Origin of the sequence: Flavobacterium sp. (assembly GCF_043778725.1) — a bacterium.
Taxonomy (GTDB): Bacteria; Bacteroidota; Bacteroidia; order Flavobacteriales; family Flavobacteriaceae; genus Flavobacterium.
This window is the reverse complement of record NZ_JAYWFT010000073.1, coordinates 23861-38228: the sequence shown is the minus strand read 5'-3', so window position 1 is coordinate 38228 and position 14368 is coordinate 23861. Positions and strand designations below refer to the sequence as shown.

Here is a 14368-nt window from a genome sequence, read left to right as displayed (position 1 = left end):
AAATTGACTCGTTTCAAAGAAAGTGTATCGTTAAATCCATTAGAACCAACTTCATCTGTAGAACCAGTAATTGATAAGATTTTAGAAGTTTTATTTTTTGAAATCCAATTATCAAACTTTGCTTGTTCGGTTTTGTTTAACTCAAACTTATTATTATCAAAATAAACCACAAACTGTTCTTGAGCTTTAGCCAAAAATAAAGTTCCAAAAAACAAAACTGTAAAAAATAATTTATTCATTCTCATACAACGAATTTACGTAAAATTAATTGTAGAAATCAAAAGTTGTTCCACAAAAAAAACCTGCTAAATAATTAACAGGTTTTCCTCTATATTCTTAATTTTATTTACTAAAAAACTATCTAGTAAACAACAATTCTCTATATTTAGTCAATGTCCAAATTTCGTCATCTACTAAAAGTTCTAGTTTATCGCAGTGTTCACGAATTTCGTCAAAAAACGGTTTTACTTGATCACAATAAGATTCGGCCATTTTTTGAGCATCAGTTAACACATTAGCTTTTTTACGAGCCTCAGTCATTTCATCTACTTTAGTAATAATTCCTTCTATATGTATAGAAATTTCTTTGATTAAAATTATTTGTTCTTTTGCAATTTTCTCAAAGTCTTTTCCAAAAATCTCTTTCAATCCACGAACGTTTTCAATCAAGGTGTTTTGATATCGAATAGCAGTTGGAATAACATGATTACTAGCAATATCGCCCAAAACTCTTCCCTCAATTTGGATTTTTTTAGTATATTCTTCTAGTTCAATTTCATAACGTGCTTCTACCTCAACATGGTTCATTACGTTCAAATCTTTAAATAAATCTAATGCTTTTTGAGAAACTTTAGCTTTTAAAGCCGTTGGCGTAGTTTTGTGATTGCTCAATCCACGTTTTTTAGCCTCTGCTTCCCAAGCTTCGCTATATCCATCGCCTTCAAAAAGGATGTTTTTAGTTCCTTTAATGTATTCTCTCAAGACATTAAAAATAGCTTCGTCTTTCTTTAAATCTTTGGTTTCGATTAAAGTATCTACTTCTTTTTTAAAATCTTTCAATTGTTTTGCAACGATAGAGTTCAATGTAGTCATTGCATTAGCACAATTTGCAGAAGATCCAACAGCTCTAAATTCGAATTTATTTCCTGTAAAAGCAAATGGTGACGTTCTATTTCTATCGGTATTATCCAACATTACGTCTGGAATTTTTCCTACTACGTTTAGTTTTAAATCGGTTTTTTCTTCTGGAGACAATTTCCCTTTAGAAACACCTTCCAATTCAGCCAAGACTTTAGTTAATTGTGCACCAATAAATACCGAAATAATTGCTGGTGGCGCTTCGTTTGCTCCTAGTCTATGATCGTTACTTGCCGTAGCAATTGCTGCACGTAGTAATTCTTCATAATCATTTACCGCTTTAATTGTATTGATAAAAAACGATAAAAATTGTAGGTTGCTCATTGGCGTTTTACTTGGAGACAATAAATTAATTCCAGTGTCTGTAGCCAACGACCAGTTGTTGTGTTTGCCCGAACCATTTACACCCATAAAAGGTTTTTCGTGAAAAAGGACTTTAAAATCATGTCGTTCACCCACTTTAGACATTACATCCATTAAAAGTGAGTTGTGATCTACTGCTAAATTTGTTTCTTCAAATATTGGAGCCAACTCAAATTGATTTGGAGCTACTTCATTATGACGTGTTTTTACAGGAATTCCCAGTAACATACATTCTTCTTCCAATTCTCTCATATAGTTTAAAGCACGAGACGGAATAGATCCAAAGTAATGATCATCAAGTTGTTGCCCTTTAGCCGATGTATGACCCAATAATGTTCTCCCGGTCATAACTATATCTGGGCGAGAATTAGCCAAAGCAGAATCTACCAAGAAATATTCTTGCTCCCAACCTAAAGTTGCTGTTACTTTTTTAACATTTTTATCAAAATATTTATATACATCAGTTGCAGCTTCATCGACAGCATTCAAGGCACGTAAAAGTGGTGTTTTATAATCTAATGCTTCTCCTGTATAAGAGATAAAAACTGTAGGAATACATAAAGTTGTACCAAAGATAAAGGCAGGCGAAGTTGGATCCCAAGCAGTATATCCACGAGCTTCGAATGTATTTCTAATTCCTCCATTTGGAAAAGAAGAAGCATCGGGTTCTTGTTGTACTAATTGTCCGCCACCAAATTTTTCAACTGGATCTGAACCATCATAAGAAGTTTCAAAAAAAGCATCATGTTTCTCGGCAGTTGTACCAGTTAATGGTTGAAACCAGTGTGTGTAATGAGTTACACCTTTGCTCAAAGCCCATTCTTTCATGCCCATTGCAATATAATCGGCTAATTTTCTGTCAATTTTAGTTCCGTGTTGCACGGCGTCTTTTACACCTTTGTGAGCATCTGAAGTCAGAAATTGCTTCATTGCTCTATCATTGAACACGTTAGAACCAAAAAGATCTGATTTTCTTCCTGCTTCTTCAAATTTTACAGGCTTTCTACCTGAAGCCTCTTTTAATGCTTGAAAACGTAAAGTTGACATAAAAATTAATTTTAAAAGTTATACCCTAGTAATTTGATGCAAATATAATAATATTTTAATTGAAAAATAATTAGACCCTATTTTTTTTAGGGGTAAATATAAAAATTTATCTATTTCACAAAAAATATCCTTTTAAGAAAGAGAAATCACATTAATTGAATAAAAATATAATTTATGGCTTATAGAAAATAAGAAGTGATTAGAATTGGAATTTATTTTTTGAATTTAAAAGTTCAATAGGTTACCTTTGTAAAAATTAATACCTTTATGATTGTCTGGATATTATTCTTCGCCTTAGTTTTTATTATTCTAGCTTTAGATTTAGGAGTTTTTAATAAAACACCACATATAATTAGCACAAAAGAAGCTAGTAAATGGACAGCAATTTGGGTTACTGTATCTTTTTTATTTTCGGGAGTTATCTATTGGTTGTATGGTACAGAATTTGTCAATAATACCACACAACTTTCTCAAACAAATGCTGCATTAAAATTTATTACTGGTTATCTAATTGAGCTTTCTTTAAGTGTAGATAATATTTTTGTAATTGCAATTATATTTGCATCCTTTAAAATTCCTCAAAAATACCAACATAGAGTTTTGTTTTGGGGAATTCTTGGCGCAATAATTTTTAGAGGTTTAATGATAACATTTGGTGTAGTAATTATAAATAAATTTACTTGGACAACTTACCTTTTTGGAGGATTTCTATTGTTCACTGCATTGAAAATGTTGTTTTCTAAAGAGGAAGACGCATTTGAACCTAAAGAATCATTTGTTTATAAAATCTTAGGTAAAATAATTCCAATTACATCGGAGCATGACAAAGAAAAATTTTTCATTACAGTTGATAAAAGAAAAGCTGCAACACCATTATTTGTTACACTTATTGTTATTGAAGTGATGGATGTTTTGTTTGCCGTAGATAGCGTTCCTGCAATATTAGCAATTACATCTGATCCTTTTATTGTTTTTAGTTCTAATATATTTGCCATACTAGGCTTGCGATCTATGTATTTCTTCTTAGCCAATATGTTAGAGAAATTTAGCCATTTAGAATACAGTTTAATTGCCATTTTGAGTTTTGTAGGAGTAAAAATGCTAGCTCATGATTTTATAGAAATTCCAGAATGGGCTTCACTAAGTTTTATCGCATTATCATTATTGGTTGGAGTTTTATTCTCTTCATATAAAGCGAAAGAAGATGATGAAAATAAAATTTCAAGAGACGAAGAATAAAAAAGAGGTCGCGAATTAACACAACCTCTGTTCAAACAAACAAACTATAGACTAACCAAAAATCTATTTCATTTTTATAACTTTAGACTCATTTATGTTAAATGCTTTTGCTACAGCATTATAATCACTATAATCTAGTGTAGTAACCATTTTATTTCCAAAATTAGACGGAATAATAACAACTCGTAACACCTGATTATTTAAAAAGGATGCATTTATAGTTCCCAAATTATTACCTATCATATAAATATTTGCATCATACTTAGTGAAATCAAAATTATATCCAAAATCTAGCGTACCGTCATTAAAATAAAAGTTTTCAGGAAGCAATTTCCAAATATCTTGCCCTTGATAAATACCAGACAAACGATAAACCAAAACCATATCTGAAGGATAAATAGCCTGAGGAAACGTTACTAAAGTGCTAAAATTATTAGCTGATGTAAACGATCGAGTGTACTCTAGCGTTGTTGCTAAAAACTCATTATTATTAGTTGTTTGCTGTCCTGGTGTGTCATTAACAGAGCAACTTTGTAGCGATATCATCCCGATAAAGGCTATAAACAATGTAATTTTTTTCATAATTTCTATTTTTTAAATGATTAACGATATAAAGTAATAACCAATAGCTGTGCCAAAATTTACATTTAACAAAAATTTGTAACTTTGGAGCATGAAAAATGACCACAAACTTTATATGATTATGCTTGGTTGTCGTCCTAAAGGTCGATTTACAGAGCAACACGATATTTTCTTTGGAATAGGAAAATCAATGAAAGATTTAATTCCGCAAATGAAATCTTTTTGGCCAGAAGCTAAAGGTCAAATTCATATTGATGTGTGGAGAGAAGTTACTGTTGTAGATAATTATACGATTGAAGTAGTAGCCAAAAACGCTGCAAACACGAGTGAAGCTCAATTGTTTTTTGTTAATCTTGGTGGTTATAAAGAAAATGAATTTGAAGAATTTCATTATAAGATTTTAACAGTAGCTAGTTCACTGGGCGAAGCAACTAAAAAGTCTAAAGAAACCTCATTTTATAAACATTGTGGTTTTAAAGGAGCAACTTCTCATGTTGATGACAAATATGGCGTAGATATTGACGATTTATACAACGTAAAAGAAATTTTAACGCTAAATTTGTTAGAACAATTTGAATTACAAATTACTAAGTCAGAAAATTTTATAGAAGATGTATTACACATTGGTTATTTAAAATTGGAAAAAATAGAATAACAGTTCTTGATATTTCACAATAATTATAAATTGAATATCAATCTAGAACAAACGAAAATAAAAAATAAAATGAGCAGAAATAACGAAGGAAACATTAAGAAACACAACGACAAACTTCACAAAGAACAAGATAAAGCTAAGGCTAAAAAAGTAGCTCGTGAAGAAAAGCTGAAACTAATTTTGAAAAAATTTAACGAATCTAAAATGTAAAACGTCATGACTATTTGCTATTGTGGAAATCACTTACCGTTTCAAGATTGTTGCCAACCATATATTGACGGATTGGCAAAAGCACCAACTGCCGAAGCATTAATGCGATCTAGATACAGTGCTTATGCAACTGGTGCAGCAGATTATTTAGTAGCAACAACTCATGCTTCAACAAGAAAAAAACATAAAAAAGCAGATATTTTAGAATGGTCAACCAATAATAAATGGACTGGATTAGAAATAATTGAAGCAACAGAAACAACTGTAACTTTTATGGCATCCTATCTAGACAATAGATTACAACCACAAGTACACCAAGAAAAATCGACTTTTGTTTATGACGGTGGAAGTTGGTTTTATTTGGATGGTGCGTATTAAAAAACTGAAGCTTTAGACTTCAGTTTTTTTTTATTTATTTTTCGTTAGATTCTGTTGGAGCTGTTTCATGCACTTCTTCTATTTCTTTGGGTGCAAAAAAATATAGTGCTCCACCAACTACAATTAGTCCAATTTTTATTGCCCATGCAACAGTGTCTCCCCAATTATAAATCCACATTAACAAAGTAGGAACTCTGCCCAAATAATTCATCACAACAGCCAAAATGCCTATTACTGCCATGAAACTTCCAATTTTTTTCATAATATAATCGTTTAAAGGTTGGTTTTAAGAGTACAATATATATAAAAAATCTTATTAATTGACTTTTAGTACTTTAATCGGAATCCAAATTTCTTCTTCAGAAGTTGGATCGTTATTTTTATATTTTTCTCCTAGAATTTCAAACTGCGGACGATTATCTAATTCATATTCTGAGTTAGGCAACCAATCAGTATAAATTGAATTGAAAAAAGCAGCAGCATTATTTTGATTACCTTTATAATTGAAAACAGCATACAATCCTTCGTCAATTTCTAAAGTTTCCATAACATCTGGAACAAAATCAAAACTTGAAACGGCAACTGCAGCCCATTTTACAAAAAGTGAATTGGGTTTAAAATCGAAATTATCTGGATTGATTTGAATATTATACAATTCTGAACCAATGGCGTTTTGAATTTCTTTTCGTCTTGGCATAAAATTACTCCACAATTCGAAAGCGCGATAATCTTCGTAAGTAAAAAAAAGATTTTTACCTATAAATTTTGTGTTTGGGAAGGTTTTGATTGTTGGGTTCATAATTCAAAAATATAAAACCTTTAGTTTGTATAAAGTTTTAAGTTCTATTTTCTTTTACAAAGATCCATTACTTTTCAAAATTTTGCTAAAAAACAAAACGTGATAGGGCAAAGCGTTGTTCCAATATTCCCAGGTATGCGCACCTGGTCGTTCAGTATAATCGTGCTGAATTTTGTTGTATAATAATCTTCTTCGTAATTCTCTATTGCTTTCGATGAGAAAATCATCTACACCGCAATCTATAATTAATGGCATTTTATTGGCTTTAAACAAATCAATTTTATCAATTACTGCATATCGTTTGTATGCTTGTGGCGATAAAACTTCGTCACCCAAAATTGGCCCAAATAATGTTTTGGTACGTTCAATTCCTTCTGGATTTAACATAATATTCATATCGACAGCACCACTCATGCTTCCTGCAGCACAAAAAAGTTCGGGATGTTTGCTTGATAAGTACAAAGCACCATGTCCGCCCATTGAAAGTCCTGTTATTACACGACCATTTTTAGTTGCAATTGTTCGGTATGTAGCATCTACTTTTTGAATCACCTCTTGAGTTATAAAAGTTTCAAATTGACTTTCTTTATTCACCGGACTATCAATATAAAAACTAAAAGTTTCGCCTTCAGGCATTACAATAATGATGTTGTATTGATCGGCTAAATCGGTAACTAAATTTTTATTGGGTGTACTTTTCAACCAATCCCGAAAATGTCCGTAGGCACCATGAAGTAAATACAAAACAGGATAATTTGTTTTTCCTTTTGCATACGAATTTGGAGTTACAACCGCAGCACTGTAGTTTTTATTCATTGCCTTACTGGCAATTTGTAATGTGTCAACTTTGGCCGCAAATGAGGTATTACCTATAGAAAATAGCAACAGTAAGACTAGAAATTGTTTTTTCATGGTTATTATTTTTTTATAAATATAAAGATTTTTTTTAAATGGTAATTTTATAACGATACAACTTTACTATGTAAAGAACTAACATAAAGTTCTTAATAACTTTATAAGACAATAATCAAAAAAAAAAAAAAACATGAAAATCGAAAAAATTATCGGAACAGTATTACTATTAATCTCACTTTATATTGGTTATTTAGGAATCAACAAAGTTTCTAGCAGTAGCAAGGAAGTCAAAGTTTTAGGATTAGAAATTGATGCTTCAAACGAATCTGGAAAAGAAAACGGTTTTATGTATATTGGTCTTGCTGTAGTTCTTTTTGCCGGTGGATTGTATTCTATAAATAAAAAATGATTTTAAAATAAAAACCTTCCATTTCTGAAAGGTCTTTTGTCTATTTTCTTTATTCTATTTTCTTAATTACATATTCCGTCTATACTGACCACCAACTTCAAACAATCCGTTTGTGATTTGTCCTAACGAACAAAATTTAGTTGCGTCCATTAATAATTCAAAAAGATTTTCGTTTTTGATGGCTGCCGTTTGTAATAACTCAATTTGTTCGGCAACTTTATCGGCACTCGATTTTTGTAAATTGGTTAACATATCAATTTGATATTGCTTCTCTTCTTCGGTGGCACGAATTACTTCTGCCGGAACAACTGTAGGCGAACCTTTAGAACTCAAAAACGTATTTACTCCAATAATTGGAAATTCTCCTGTGTGTTTCAACGTTTCATAATACAATGATTCTTCTTGAATTTTTGAACGTTGGTACATCGTTTCCATTGCTCCTAAAACTCCACCACGTTCAGTAATTCGGTCAAATTCTTTTAATACAGCATCTTCAACTAAATCGGTTAATTCTTCAATAATGAACGAACCTTGAATTGGATTTTCGTTTTTCGCCAAACCTAATTCTTTATTGATAATCAACTGAATAGCCATTGCTCTACGAACTGATTCTTCGGTTGGTGTTGTAATTGCTTCGTCATACGCATTGGTATGCAACGAGTTACAGTTATCATAAATTGCATATAACGCTTGTAACGTAGTACGAATATCATTGAAATCAATTTCTTGTGCATGAAGAGAACGACCCGATGTTTGAATATGGTATTTCAACATTTGCGCTCTTTCGTTGGCACCGTATTTATTTTTCATGGCTTTCGCCCAAATTTTACGCGCCACACGACCAATCACAGCATATTCTGGATCAATTCCGTTGGAGAAAAAGAAGGATAAATTTGGTCCGAAATCATTGATGTTCATGCCACGACTTAAATAATATTCCACGTAAGTGAAACCATTAGAAAGCGTGAACGCCAATTGCGTAATAGGATTTGCTCCAGCTTCGGCAATGTGATAACCCGAAATTGAAACCGAATAAAAATTACGAACATTTTGTTTGATAAAATATTCCTGAACGTCACCCATCAATCGCAATGCAAATTCTGTTGAGAAAATACAAGTATTCTGAGCTTGATCCTCTTTCAAAATATCGGCTTGAACTGTTCCTCGAACTTGTGCTAAAGTTTTAATTTTAATATCGTTATAAACATCCAAAGGCAAAACTTGGTCTCCGGTTACTCCTAAAAGCATCAACCCTAAACCATTATTTCCTTCTGGCAAAGTGCCTTGGTATGTAGGTCGGACAGTTCCTTTTTTCTTATAAATTTCGTTTATTTTTTCTTCAACTTCTACTTGAAGGTTGTTTTCAACGATGTATTTTTCACAATTTTGATCGATGGCAGCATTCATAAAAAAACCAAGTAACATTGGTGCTGGACCATTAATTGTCATAGAAACCGAAGTTAACGGATGACTTAAATCGAAACCTGAATATAATTTTTTAGCATCGTCCAAACAACAAATAGAAACTCCGGCATTACCGATTTTTCCATAAATATCAGGACGAATATGTGGATCATTTCCGTATAAAGTTACACTATCAAATGCTGTTGAAAGACGTTTGGCTGGCAATCCAGCAGAAACATAATGAAAACGTTTGTTGGTACGTTCTGGTCCGCCTTCACCAGCAAACATTCGGCTTGGATCTTCTCCTTCACGTTTAAACGGATACAATCCTGATGCAAATGGAAATTCTCCGGGAACATTTTCTTGTAAATTCCATTTTAAAATATCACCCCAAGCTTGGTATTTTGGTAAGGATATTTTCGGAATTTGAGAATGCGATAAACTTTCGGTATGCGTAGCAATTTTAATTTCCTTATCACGGACTTTAAAACTGTAAAACGGATTTTTATACTTGGCTACTTTTTCATTCCAAGTCAGAATTACTTCCCAATTGTAGGGATCAAGATTCATTTTTACATGGTCGAATTCTTTAAGTAATAAATCCATAAATAATTGTCCCTCGACTGCGCTCGGGATGACAGAATCGCTATCAATACCCGACTTGTTTATACTTGGAACTTTATTAGAAACACTTTCAATGGTTTTGTAAATTCCATATAATTTCTGTGCTACCTCAACTTGAGAAAGTGCAGTTTCGTCGTATTTTCTATTATTTTCTGCAATTTCAGATAAATAACGTGTTCTATGTGGTGGAATTACGAAAATTTTCTCGCTCATTTCACGTGTAATTTCGAACGTCGATTTTAAATCGGCTCCAGTTTTTTCTACAATTTTATCCATTATAGATTTGTAGAGTGTGTTCATTCCTGGATCATTGAATTGTGATGCGATTGTTCCAAAAATTGGCATCAAATCTACATTTTCATCCCAAAGATTATGATTGCGTTGGTACTGTTTTTTAACATCGCGGATGGCGTCTAAAGCACCACGTTTGTCAAATTTATTTAATGCTACTAAATCGGCAAAATCCAACATATCGATTTTTTCCAATTGTGTTGCAGCGCCGAATTCTGGTGTCATTACATATAGTGAAACATCAGAATGATCCATAATTTCGGTATCACTTTGACCAATTCCTGAAGTTTCTAGAATAATGATATCGTATTTTGCAGCTTTCAAAACTTCAATCGCTTCGTTTACATATTTCGACAAAGCCAAATTCGATTGACGTGTTGCCAACGAACGCATGTAAACTCTAGAATTATTGATGGCATTCATACGAATTCTATCACCCAAAAGTGCTCCACCAGTTTTACGTTTTGATGGATCAACAGAAATTAATCCGATAGTTTTAGTTGGAAAATCGATTAAAAATCTTCTCACTAATTCATCAACTAAAGACGATTTTCCAGAACCGCCAGTTCCTGTAATTCCGAGAACTGGAATTTTATTGGTTTTATTTTTCTCGTGAATTTCGTCAAAAGCAGCTTTTGCAATTTCGGGAAAGTTCTCTGCAGCAGAAATTAATCGTGCAATTGCAGTTGGATTTTTACCTTCAATATGGGCTAATTCATCAGTCAATTTATCACCAATTGGATAATCCGATTGTTGAACTAAATCGTTAATCATTCCTTGTAAACCCATGGCACGACCATCATCTGGCGCATAAATTCTTGTAATTCCATAGGCTTGTAATTCGGCAATTTCCGATGGAAGAATAACACCACCACCACCGCCAAAAATCTTAATATGACCTGCTCCTTTTTCTTTTAGCAAATCATACATATATTTGAAATATTCATTGTGTCCGCCTTGATACGAGGTCATTGCAATGGCATTAGCATCTTCTTGAATGGCAGTATTTACAACTTCTTCAACACTTCTATCGTGACCAAGATGTATCACTTCAACACCTGTAGATTGAATAATTCTACGCATGATATTTATGGCAGCATCGTGACCGTCAAAAAGTGATGCCGCAGTAACAATTCTTACTTTATTTTTAGGAATATAGGGAGTTTGTGGTTCCATTTGTAATTTTTAATCAAATTTAGGTGTGCAATTTACGAATTTAATAATTTTTATCCGATTTAATTGATCGGAAATTATTTTAAGCAGCAATAGTAGCATTTTATCTACATAAAAAAAGATATTCGTCTGATTTTAAAATGTTTTAAAAAACAGAAAACCAGTATTAACTTATTTTTAAAGCTTTTAAAAGTTTGAGGCATTATATTTGCTTAAGAATTAGAAATCATAAAAAAAATAATATGAAAAATATATTTTTACTTTTATTAGTTGGAACAACATTTTCGAGTTGTGCAGAAATGCAACAAATAGGAAATCAGTTGCCTGGAATTTTAAATCAAGGAAATGTAGATATTGCTGGTGGCTTAAAAGAAGCTTTGAACAATGGAATCAATAAGCAAGTTTCTAAACTAACTGCGACAGATGGTTTTTATAAAAATGAAATGGTCAAAATTTTATTGCCAGAAGAACTTCAAAAAGTTGATAAAGCGTTGCGAAAAATTGGATTGAGTTCTCTTGCAGATGATGGTTTAAGAGCTATTAATAGAACTGCTGAAGATGCTGTAAAAACTGCTACACCAATATTTGTAGATGCTGTAAAAGGGATGAGCTTTACTGATGCCAAAAACATTTTGATGGGAAATGAAAGTGCAGCTACAACTTACCTACAAGGCTCAACTTCAACTGCTTTGTATAGTAAATTTAGTCCTGTTATTAAAAATTCTTTTGCAAAAGTTGGTGCCGATAAAATTTGGGCAACTATTATTACTAAATATAATGCTATTCCGTTGGTTAAAAAGGTAAATCCAGATTTGACCGATTATACTACAAATAAAGCAATGGAAGGCGTTTTCAAAATGATTTCTGTAGAAGAAAAAAGTATTAGAACCGATGTAAAATCAAGAACTTCATCTTTACTTCAACAAGTATTTGCAATACAAGATAAGAAATAAATTTTTTAATTTTAATCAAGATTAAAAGACTCTAAAATTTTAATAATCAATAACATAAGCATAACAGTATCTTAACATAATAGATGAAAAATCGTCGGATATTTGCCTTGTAATAAATTGAGATTTTATTATAGTTTTGTTTGGTTGGGTTAGTTAAAAAAATGTCACACTCAGAAGGTGTGACATCTTTTTTTAACAAAAACATGAAATCTTATTGCAAATTCATACTTTGAATTATAAAATGTATAGTATTTTTGCAGCTTCAAATTTTGAAAAGAAATTTAAATTTTAATGTCAAAATTTCGAAAATACTATGATAAAGAAAAGCCTTATTGCACTCTCTTTTGGTGGATTAGCCATTGGAATGACCGAATTTACAATGATGGGAATTCTACCTGACATTGCAAAAAATCTAAGTATTGATATTCCAACTGCTGGGTTTTTAATTGCCGTTTATGCAATTGGAGTTGTAATTGGTGCACCAATTTTGGTTTTATTTACAGGAAAATATCCGCCTAAAAAAGTGTTGCTTTTTTTAATGTTATTGTTTGTTATTTTCAACGGATTATTTGCAATAGCGCCCAATTTTGACACTCTATTATTATCGCGATTTATGTCTGGTTTACCACATGGAGCTTTTTTTGGTGTTGGCAGTGTTGTTGCCGCAAAATTGGCAGATAAAGGAAAAGAAGCGCAAGCAATTTCGATAATGTTTACTGGAATGACCATTGCAAATTTGGCTGGCGTACCTATTGGAACTTACATTGGGCATTACTATTCTTGGCGCTATACCTATATTTTTATCAGTCTATTGGGATTGGTTACTTTTTTAGCCATCTATTATTGGTTACCCAAAATTGAAGCGCACAAAGACGGAAATTTATTTGGACAACTCAACTTTTTTAAACGAATTGATGCATGGTTATTGATTGCGATAATATCAATTGGAACTGGTGGACTTTTTGCTTGGATAAGTTATATTGCGCCAATGGTTACTAATGTTTCACATATCAATCCAGACAATGTGCCTTTTATTATGGTATTGGTTGGGCTAGGAATGTTTTTTGGAAATCTATTAGGCGGAAAAGTTGCCGATTCGATTTCGCCAACAAAAGCTGCCATATTAAGTTTTGGTTCAATGGTGATTTGTTTAATTGTAGTTTACTTTACAGCTCATATTGAATCGATGGCTTATATAATGTCGTTTACAACTGGTTTAATTGCTTTTACTATTGGTTCGCCTGTGCAAATGATGTTGATTACAAGTGCTAAAGGATCGGAAACACTTGCTGCTGCTGCTGGACAAGCAAGTTTTAATATTGGAAATACGCTTGGTGCTTTTTTTGGAGGAATTCCTATAGCGATGGGTTTTGGATATAATACTCCTGTTTTAATAGGCGTTGCTATGGCTTCTGTTGGCGTAGTTCTATCAATAATTTTCTTGAAATTTTATACTCCAAAAATTAATTTGATTTAATAAATTGAATAGCTTCAATATTAAAAACTAAGTGTTTTTCTACATTAACTACATGTCCACAATTTTTTATAACGAACAATCTTGATGATAAAAAGTGTCGTTCTACTACCTTTTTAACAGATGGTAAAAACATGTAATCTTCATCACCCATAATATAAAATGTTGGTATGTTTAACTCTTTTTGACGAAACCATCTTAAGATTGGATTTATTTCTGCGGTGAGTTTAAACCATCTAATAAATTCTTTTTGATACAATTTCTTTGCTTCGTTTATGAATAAATTTCTAGATGATTTATGGTTTCTATTTGGCATAATCACAAAAGCAAAAAGCTTGTAAAGAAGTAGATAAGGCAAAACGTATTTAAAAACCGTTCCTAATCGCATTAAAATTTGAGATCGAAAATTCATTTTTAAAATAGCACCGCCCATAATCATGCTTTCAACTTTATTGGGATGCATTTCTGCTAATTGCCTGATAACAATTGTACCTAAAGAAATACCTATAAAATGAGATTTTTCTATTTTTAAAAAATCTAATACCTCAACAACATCCTCGGCAATAGATTTAAAGGTATATTTTTTTAAAAATGATTTATTGGAATTTGTCTCATTGGAATTTCCGTGACCACGAAGATCTAAAACCAATAAATTAAAATGTTTTTGAAATTCGCGAACTTGTTTAAACCAAATTGAAGCACTTCCGCCTGCACCATGAACAAAAGTTACCCATTGTTTAGAATTTTCGTTTTTGTATGTTGTATATGAAATCAA

General features: G+C 31.9%; 14 protein-coding genes and 1 pseudogene. 7 read left to right on the top strand and 8 right to left on the bottom strand.

The features are described from left to right. A pseudogene (locus ACH2CG_RS06685) lies at positions 1-239 on the bottom strand (OmpA family protein); the annotation flags it as partial. A 118-nt stretch (positions 240-357) separates the two neighbouring features. Next, positions 358-2547: a glutamine synthetase III gene (locus tag ACH2CG_RS06680; RefSeq protein WP_395063459.1), complete on the bottom strand. Its 2190-nt coding sequence runs from the start codon at positions 2545-2547 to the stop codon at positions 358-360. 267 nt (positions 2548-2814) lie between these two features. Between ACH2CG_RS06680 and ACH2CG_RS06675 the strand changes: the two genes are divergently transcribed. Further along, a complete protein-coding gene (locus ACH2CG_RS06675; protein WP_395063457.1) occupies positions 2815-3786 on the top strand; it encodes a TerC family protein in 972 nt (323 codons plus the stop codon). Between the two features lie 63 nt (positions 3787-3849). On the opposite strand, the gene ACH2CG_RS06670 is transcribed toward ACH2CG_RS06675, so the two are convergent. Beyond that, positions 3850-4368, bottom strand: a complete 519-nt coding sequence (locus ACH2CG_RS06670) for a hypothetical protein (RefSeq protein ID WP_395063455.1) — start codon at positions 4366-4368, stop codon at positions 3850-3852. 91 nt (positions 4369-4459) lie between these two features. Here ACH2CG_RS06670 and ACH2CG_RS06665 point away from each other — a divergent pair, with 91 nt between their 5' ends. The 3 genes from ACH2CG_RS06665 (at position 4460) to ACH2CG_RS06655 (ending at position 5611) form a co-directional block, all read left to right on the top strand. After that, positions 4460-5023, top strand: a complete 564-nt coding sequence (locus tag ACH2CG_RS06665) for a DUF1543 domain-containing protein (RefSeq protein ID WP_395063453.1) — start codon at positions 4460-4462, stop codon at positions 5021-5023. A gap of 69 nt (positions 5024-5092) precedes the next feature. Further along, a complete protein-coding gene (locus ACH2CG_RS06660; RefSeq protein ID WP_395063451.1) occupies positions 5093-5233 on the top strand; it encodes a hypothetical protein in 141 nt (46 codons plus the stop codon). A gap of 6 nt (positions 5234-5239) precedes the next feature. Then, positions 5240-5611, top strand: a complete 372-nt coding sequence (locus ACH2CG_RS06655; protein ID WP_395063449.1) for a YchJ family protein — start codon at positions 5240-5242, stop codon at positions 5609-5611. Positions 5612-5645: 34 nt separating this feature from the next. Here the strand turns inward: ACH2CG_RS06655 and ACH2CG_RS06650 are convergent, their stop codons facing one another. Genes ACH2CG_RS06650 through ACH2CG_RS06640 form a run of 3 tightly spaced genes read right to left on the bottom strand, consistent with a single transcriptional unit; the run spans position 5646 to position 7322 of the window. After that, the gene (locus ACH2CG_RS06650; protein WP_395063447.1) at positions 5646-5873 is read right to left on the bottom strand and encodes a hypothetical protein; all 228 of its coding nucleotides are present in this window, start codon (positions 5871-5873) and stop codon (positions 5646-5648) included. A 54-nt stretch (positions 5874-5927) separates the two neighbouring features. After that, positions 5928-6410: a GyrI-like domain-containing protein gene (locus ACH2CG_RS06645; protein ID WP_395063445.1), complete on the bottom strand. Its 483-nt coding sequence runs from the start codon at positions 6408-6410 to the stop codon at positions 5928-5930. A 54-nt stretch (positions 6411-6464) separates the two neighbouring features. After that, positions 6465-7322, bottom strand: a complete 858-nt coding sequence (locus ACH2CG_RS06640) for an alpha/beta hydrolase (RefSeq protein WP_395063443.1) — start codon at positions 7320-7322, stop codon at positions 6465-6467. 133 nt (positions 7323-7455) lie between these two features. On the opposite strand from ACH2CG_RS06640, the gene ACH2CG_RS06635 reads away from it, so the two are divergent. Beyond that, on the top strand, positions 7456-7674 hold the full coding sequence (locus tag ACH2CG_RS06635) for a DUF5963 family protein (RefSeq protein ID WP_395063441.1): 219 nt from the start codon (positions 7456-7458) through the stop codon (positions 7672-7674). Between the two features lie 66 nt (positions 7675-7740). On the opposite strand, the gene ACH2CG_RS06630 is transcribed toward ACH2CG_RS06635, so the two are convergent. Further along, positions 7741-11169, bottom strand: a complete 3429-nt coding sequence (locus ACH2CG_RS06630) for a methylmalonyl-CoA mutase family protein (RefSeq protein ID WP_395063439.1) — start codon at positions 11167-11169, stop codon at positions 7741-7743. A 239-nt stretch (positions 11170-11408) separates the two neighbouring features. Here ACH2CG_RS06630 and ACH2CG_RS06625 point away from each other — a divergent pair, with 239 nt between their 5' ends. Next, positions 11409-12119, top strand: coding sequence for a DUF4197 domain-containing protein (locus tag ACH2CG_RS06625; protein WP_395063437.1), 711 nt, complete (start codon positions 11409-11411; stop codon positions 12117-12119). 316 nt (positions 12120-12435) lie between these two features. After that, the gene (locus tag ACH2CG_RS06620; protein WP_395063463.1) at positions 12436-13596 is read left to right on the top strand and encodes an MFS transporter; all 1161 of its coding nucleotides are present in this window, start codon (positions 12436-12438) and stop codon (positions 13594-13596) included. Here ACH2CG_RS06620 and ACH2CG_RS06615 read toward each other — a convergent pair. Next, complete coding sequence (locus ACH2CG_RS06615; RefSeq protein ID WP_395063435.1) at positions 13583-14368, bottom strand: alpha/beta fold hydrolase; 786 nt, start codon at positions 14366-14368, stop codon at positions 13583-13585. The genes ACH2CG_RS06620 and ACH2CG_RS06615 overlap by 14 nt on opposite strands.

Coding starts and splice junctions, on each gene's coding strand:
- ACH2CG_RS06645 (WP_395063445.1), bottom strand. CDS start 6,410: ATGAACCCAACAATCAAAACCTTCCCAAACACAAAATTTATAGGTAAA.
- ACH2CG_RS06630 (WP_395063439.1), bottom strand. CDS start 11,169: ATGGAACCACAAACTCCCTATATTCCTAAAAATAAAGTAAGAATTGTT.
- ACH2CG_RS06640 (WP_395063443.1), bottom strand. CDS start 7,322: ATGAAAAAACAATTTCTAGTCTTACTGTTGCTATTTTCTATAGGTAAT.
- ACH2CG_RS06680 (WP_395063459.1), bottom strand. CDS start 2,547: ATGTCAACTTTACGTTTTCAAGCATTAAAAGAGGCTTCAGGTAGAAAG.
- ACH2CG_RS06635 (WP_395063441.1), top strand. CDS start 7,456: ATGAAAATCGAAAAAATTATCGGAACAGTATTACTATTAATCTCACTT.
- ACH2CG_RS06660 (WP_395063451.1), top strand. CDS start 5,093: ATGAGCAGAAATAACGAAGGAAACATTAAGAAACACAACGACAAACTT.
- ACH2CG_RS06650 (WP_395063447.1), bottom strand. CDS start 5,873: ATGAAAAAAATTGGAAGTTTCATGGCAGTAATAGGCATTTTGGCTGTT.
- ACH2CG_RS06670 (WP_395063455.1), bottom strand. CDS start 4,368: ATGAAAAAAATTACATTGTTTATAGCCTTTATCGGGATGATATCGCTA.
- ACH2CG_RS06655 (WP_395063449.1), top strand. CDS start 5,240: ATGACTATTTGCTATTGTGGAAATCACTTACCGTTTCAAGATTGTTGC.
- ACH2CG_RS06675 (WP_395063457.1), top strand. CDS start 2,815: ATGATTGTCTGGATATTATTCTTCGCCTTAGTTTTTATTATTCTAGCT.
- ACH2CG_RS06625 (WP_395063437.1), top strand. CDS start 11,409: ATGAAAAATATATTTTTACTTTTATTAGTTGGAACAACATTTTCGAGT.
- ACH2CG_RS06665 (WP_395063453.1), top strand. CDS start 4,460: ATGAAAAATGACCACAAACTTTATATGATTATGCTTGGTTGTCGTCCT.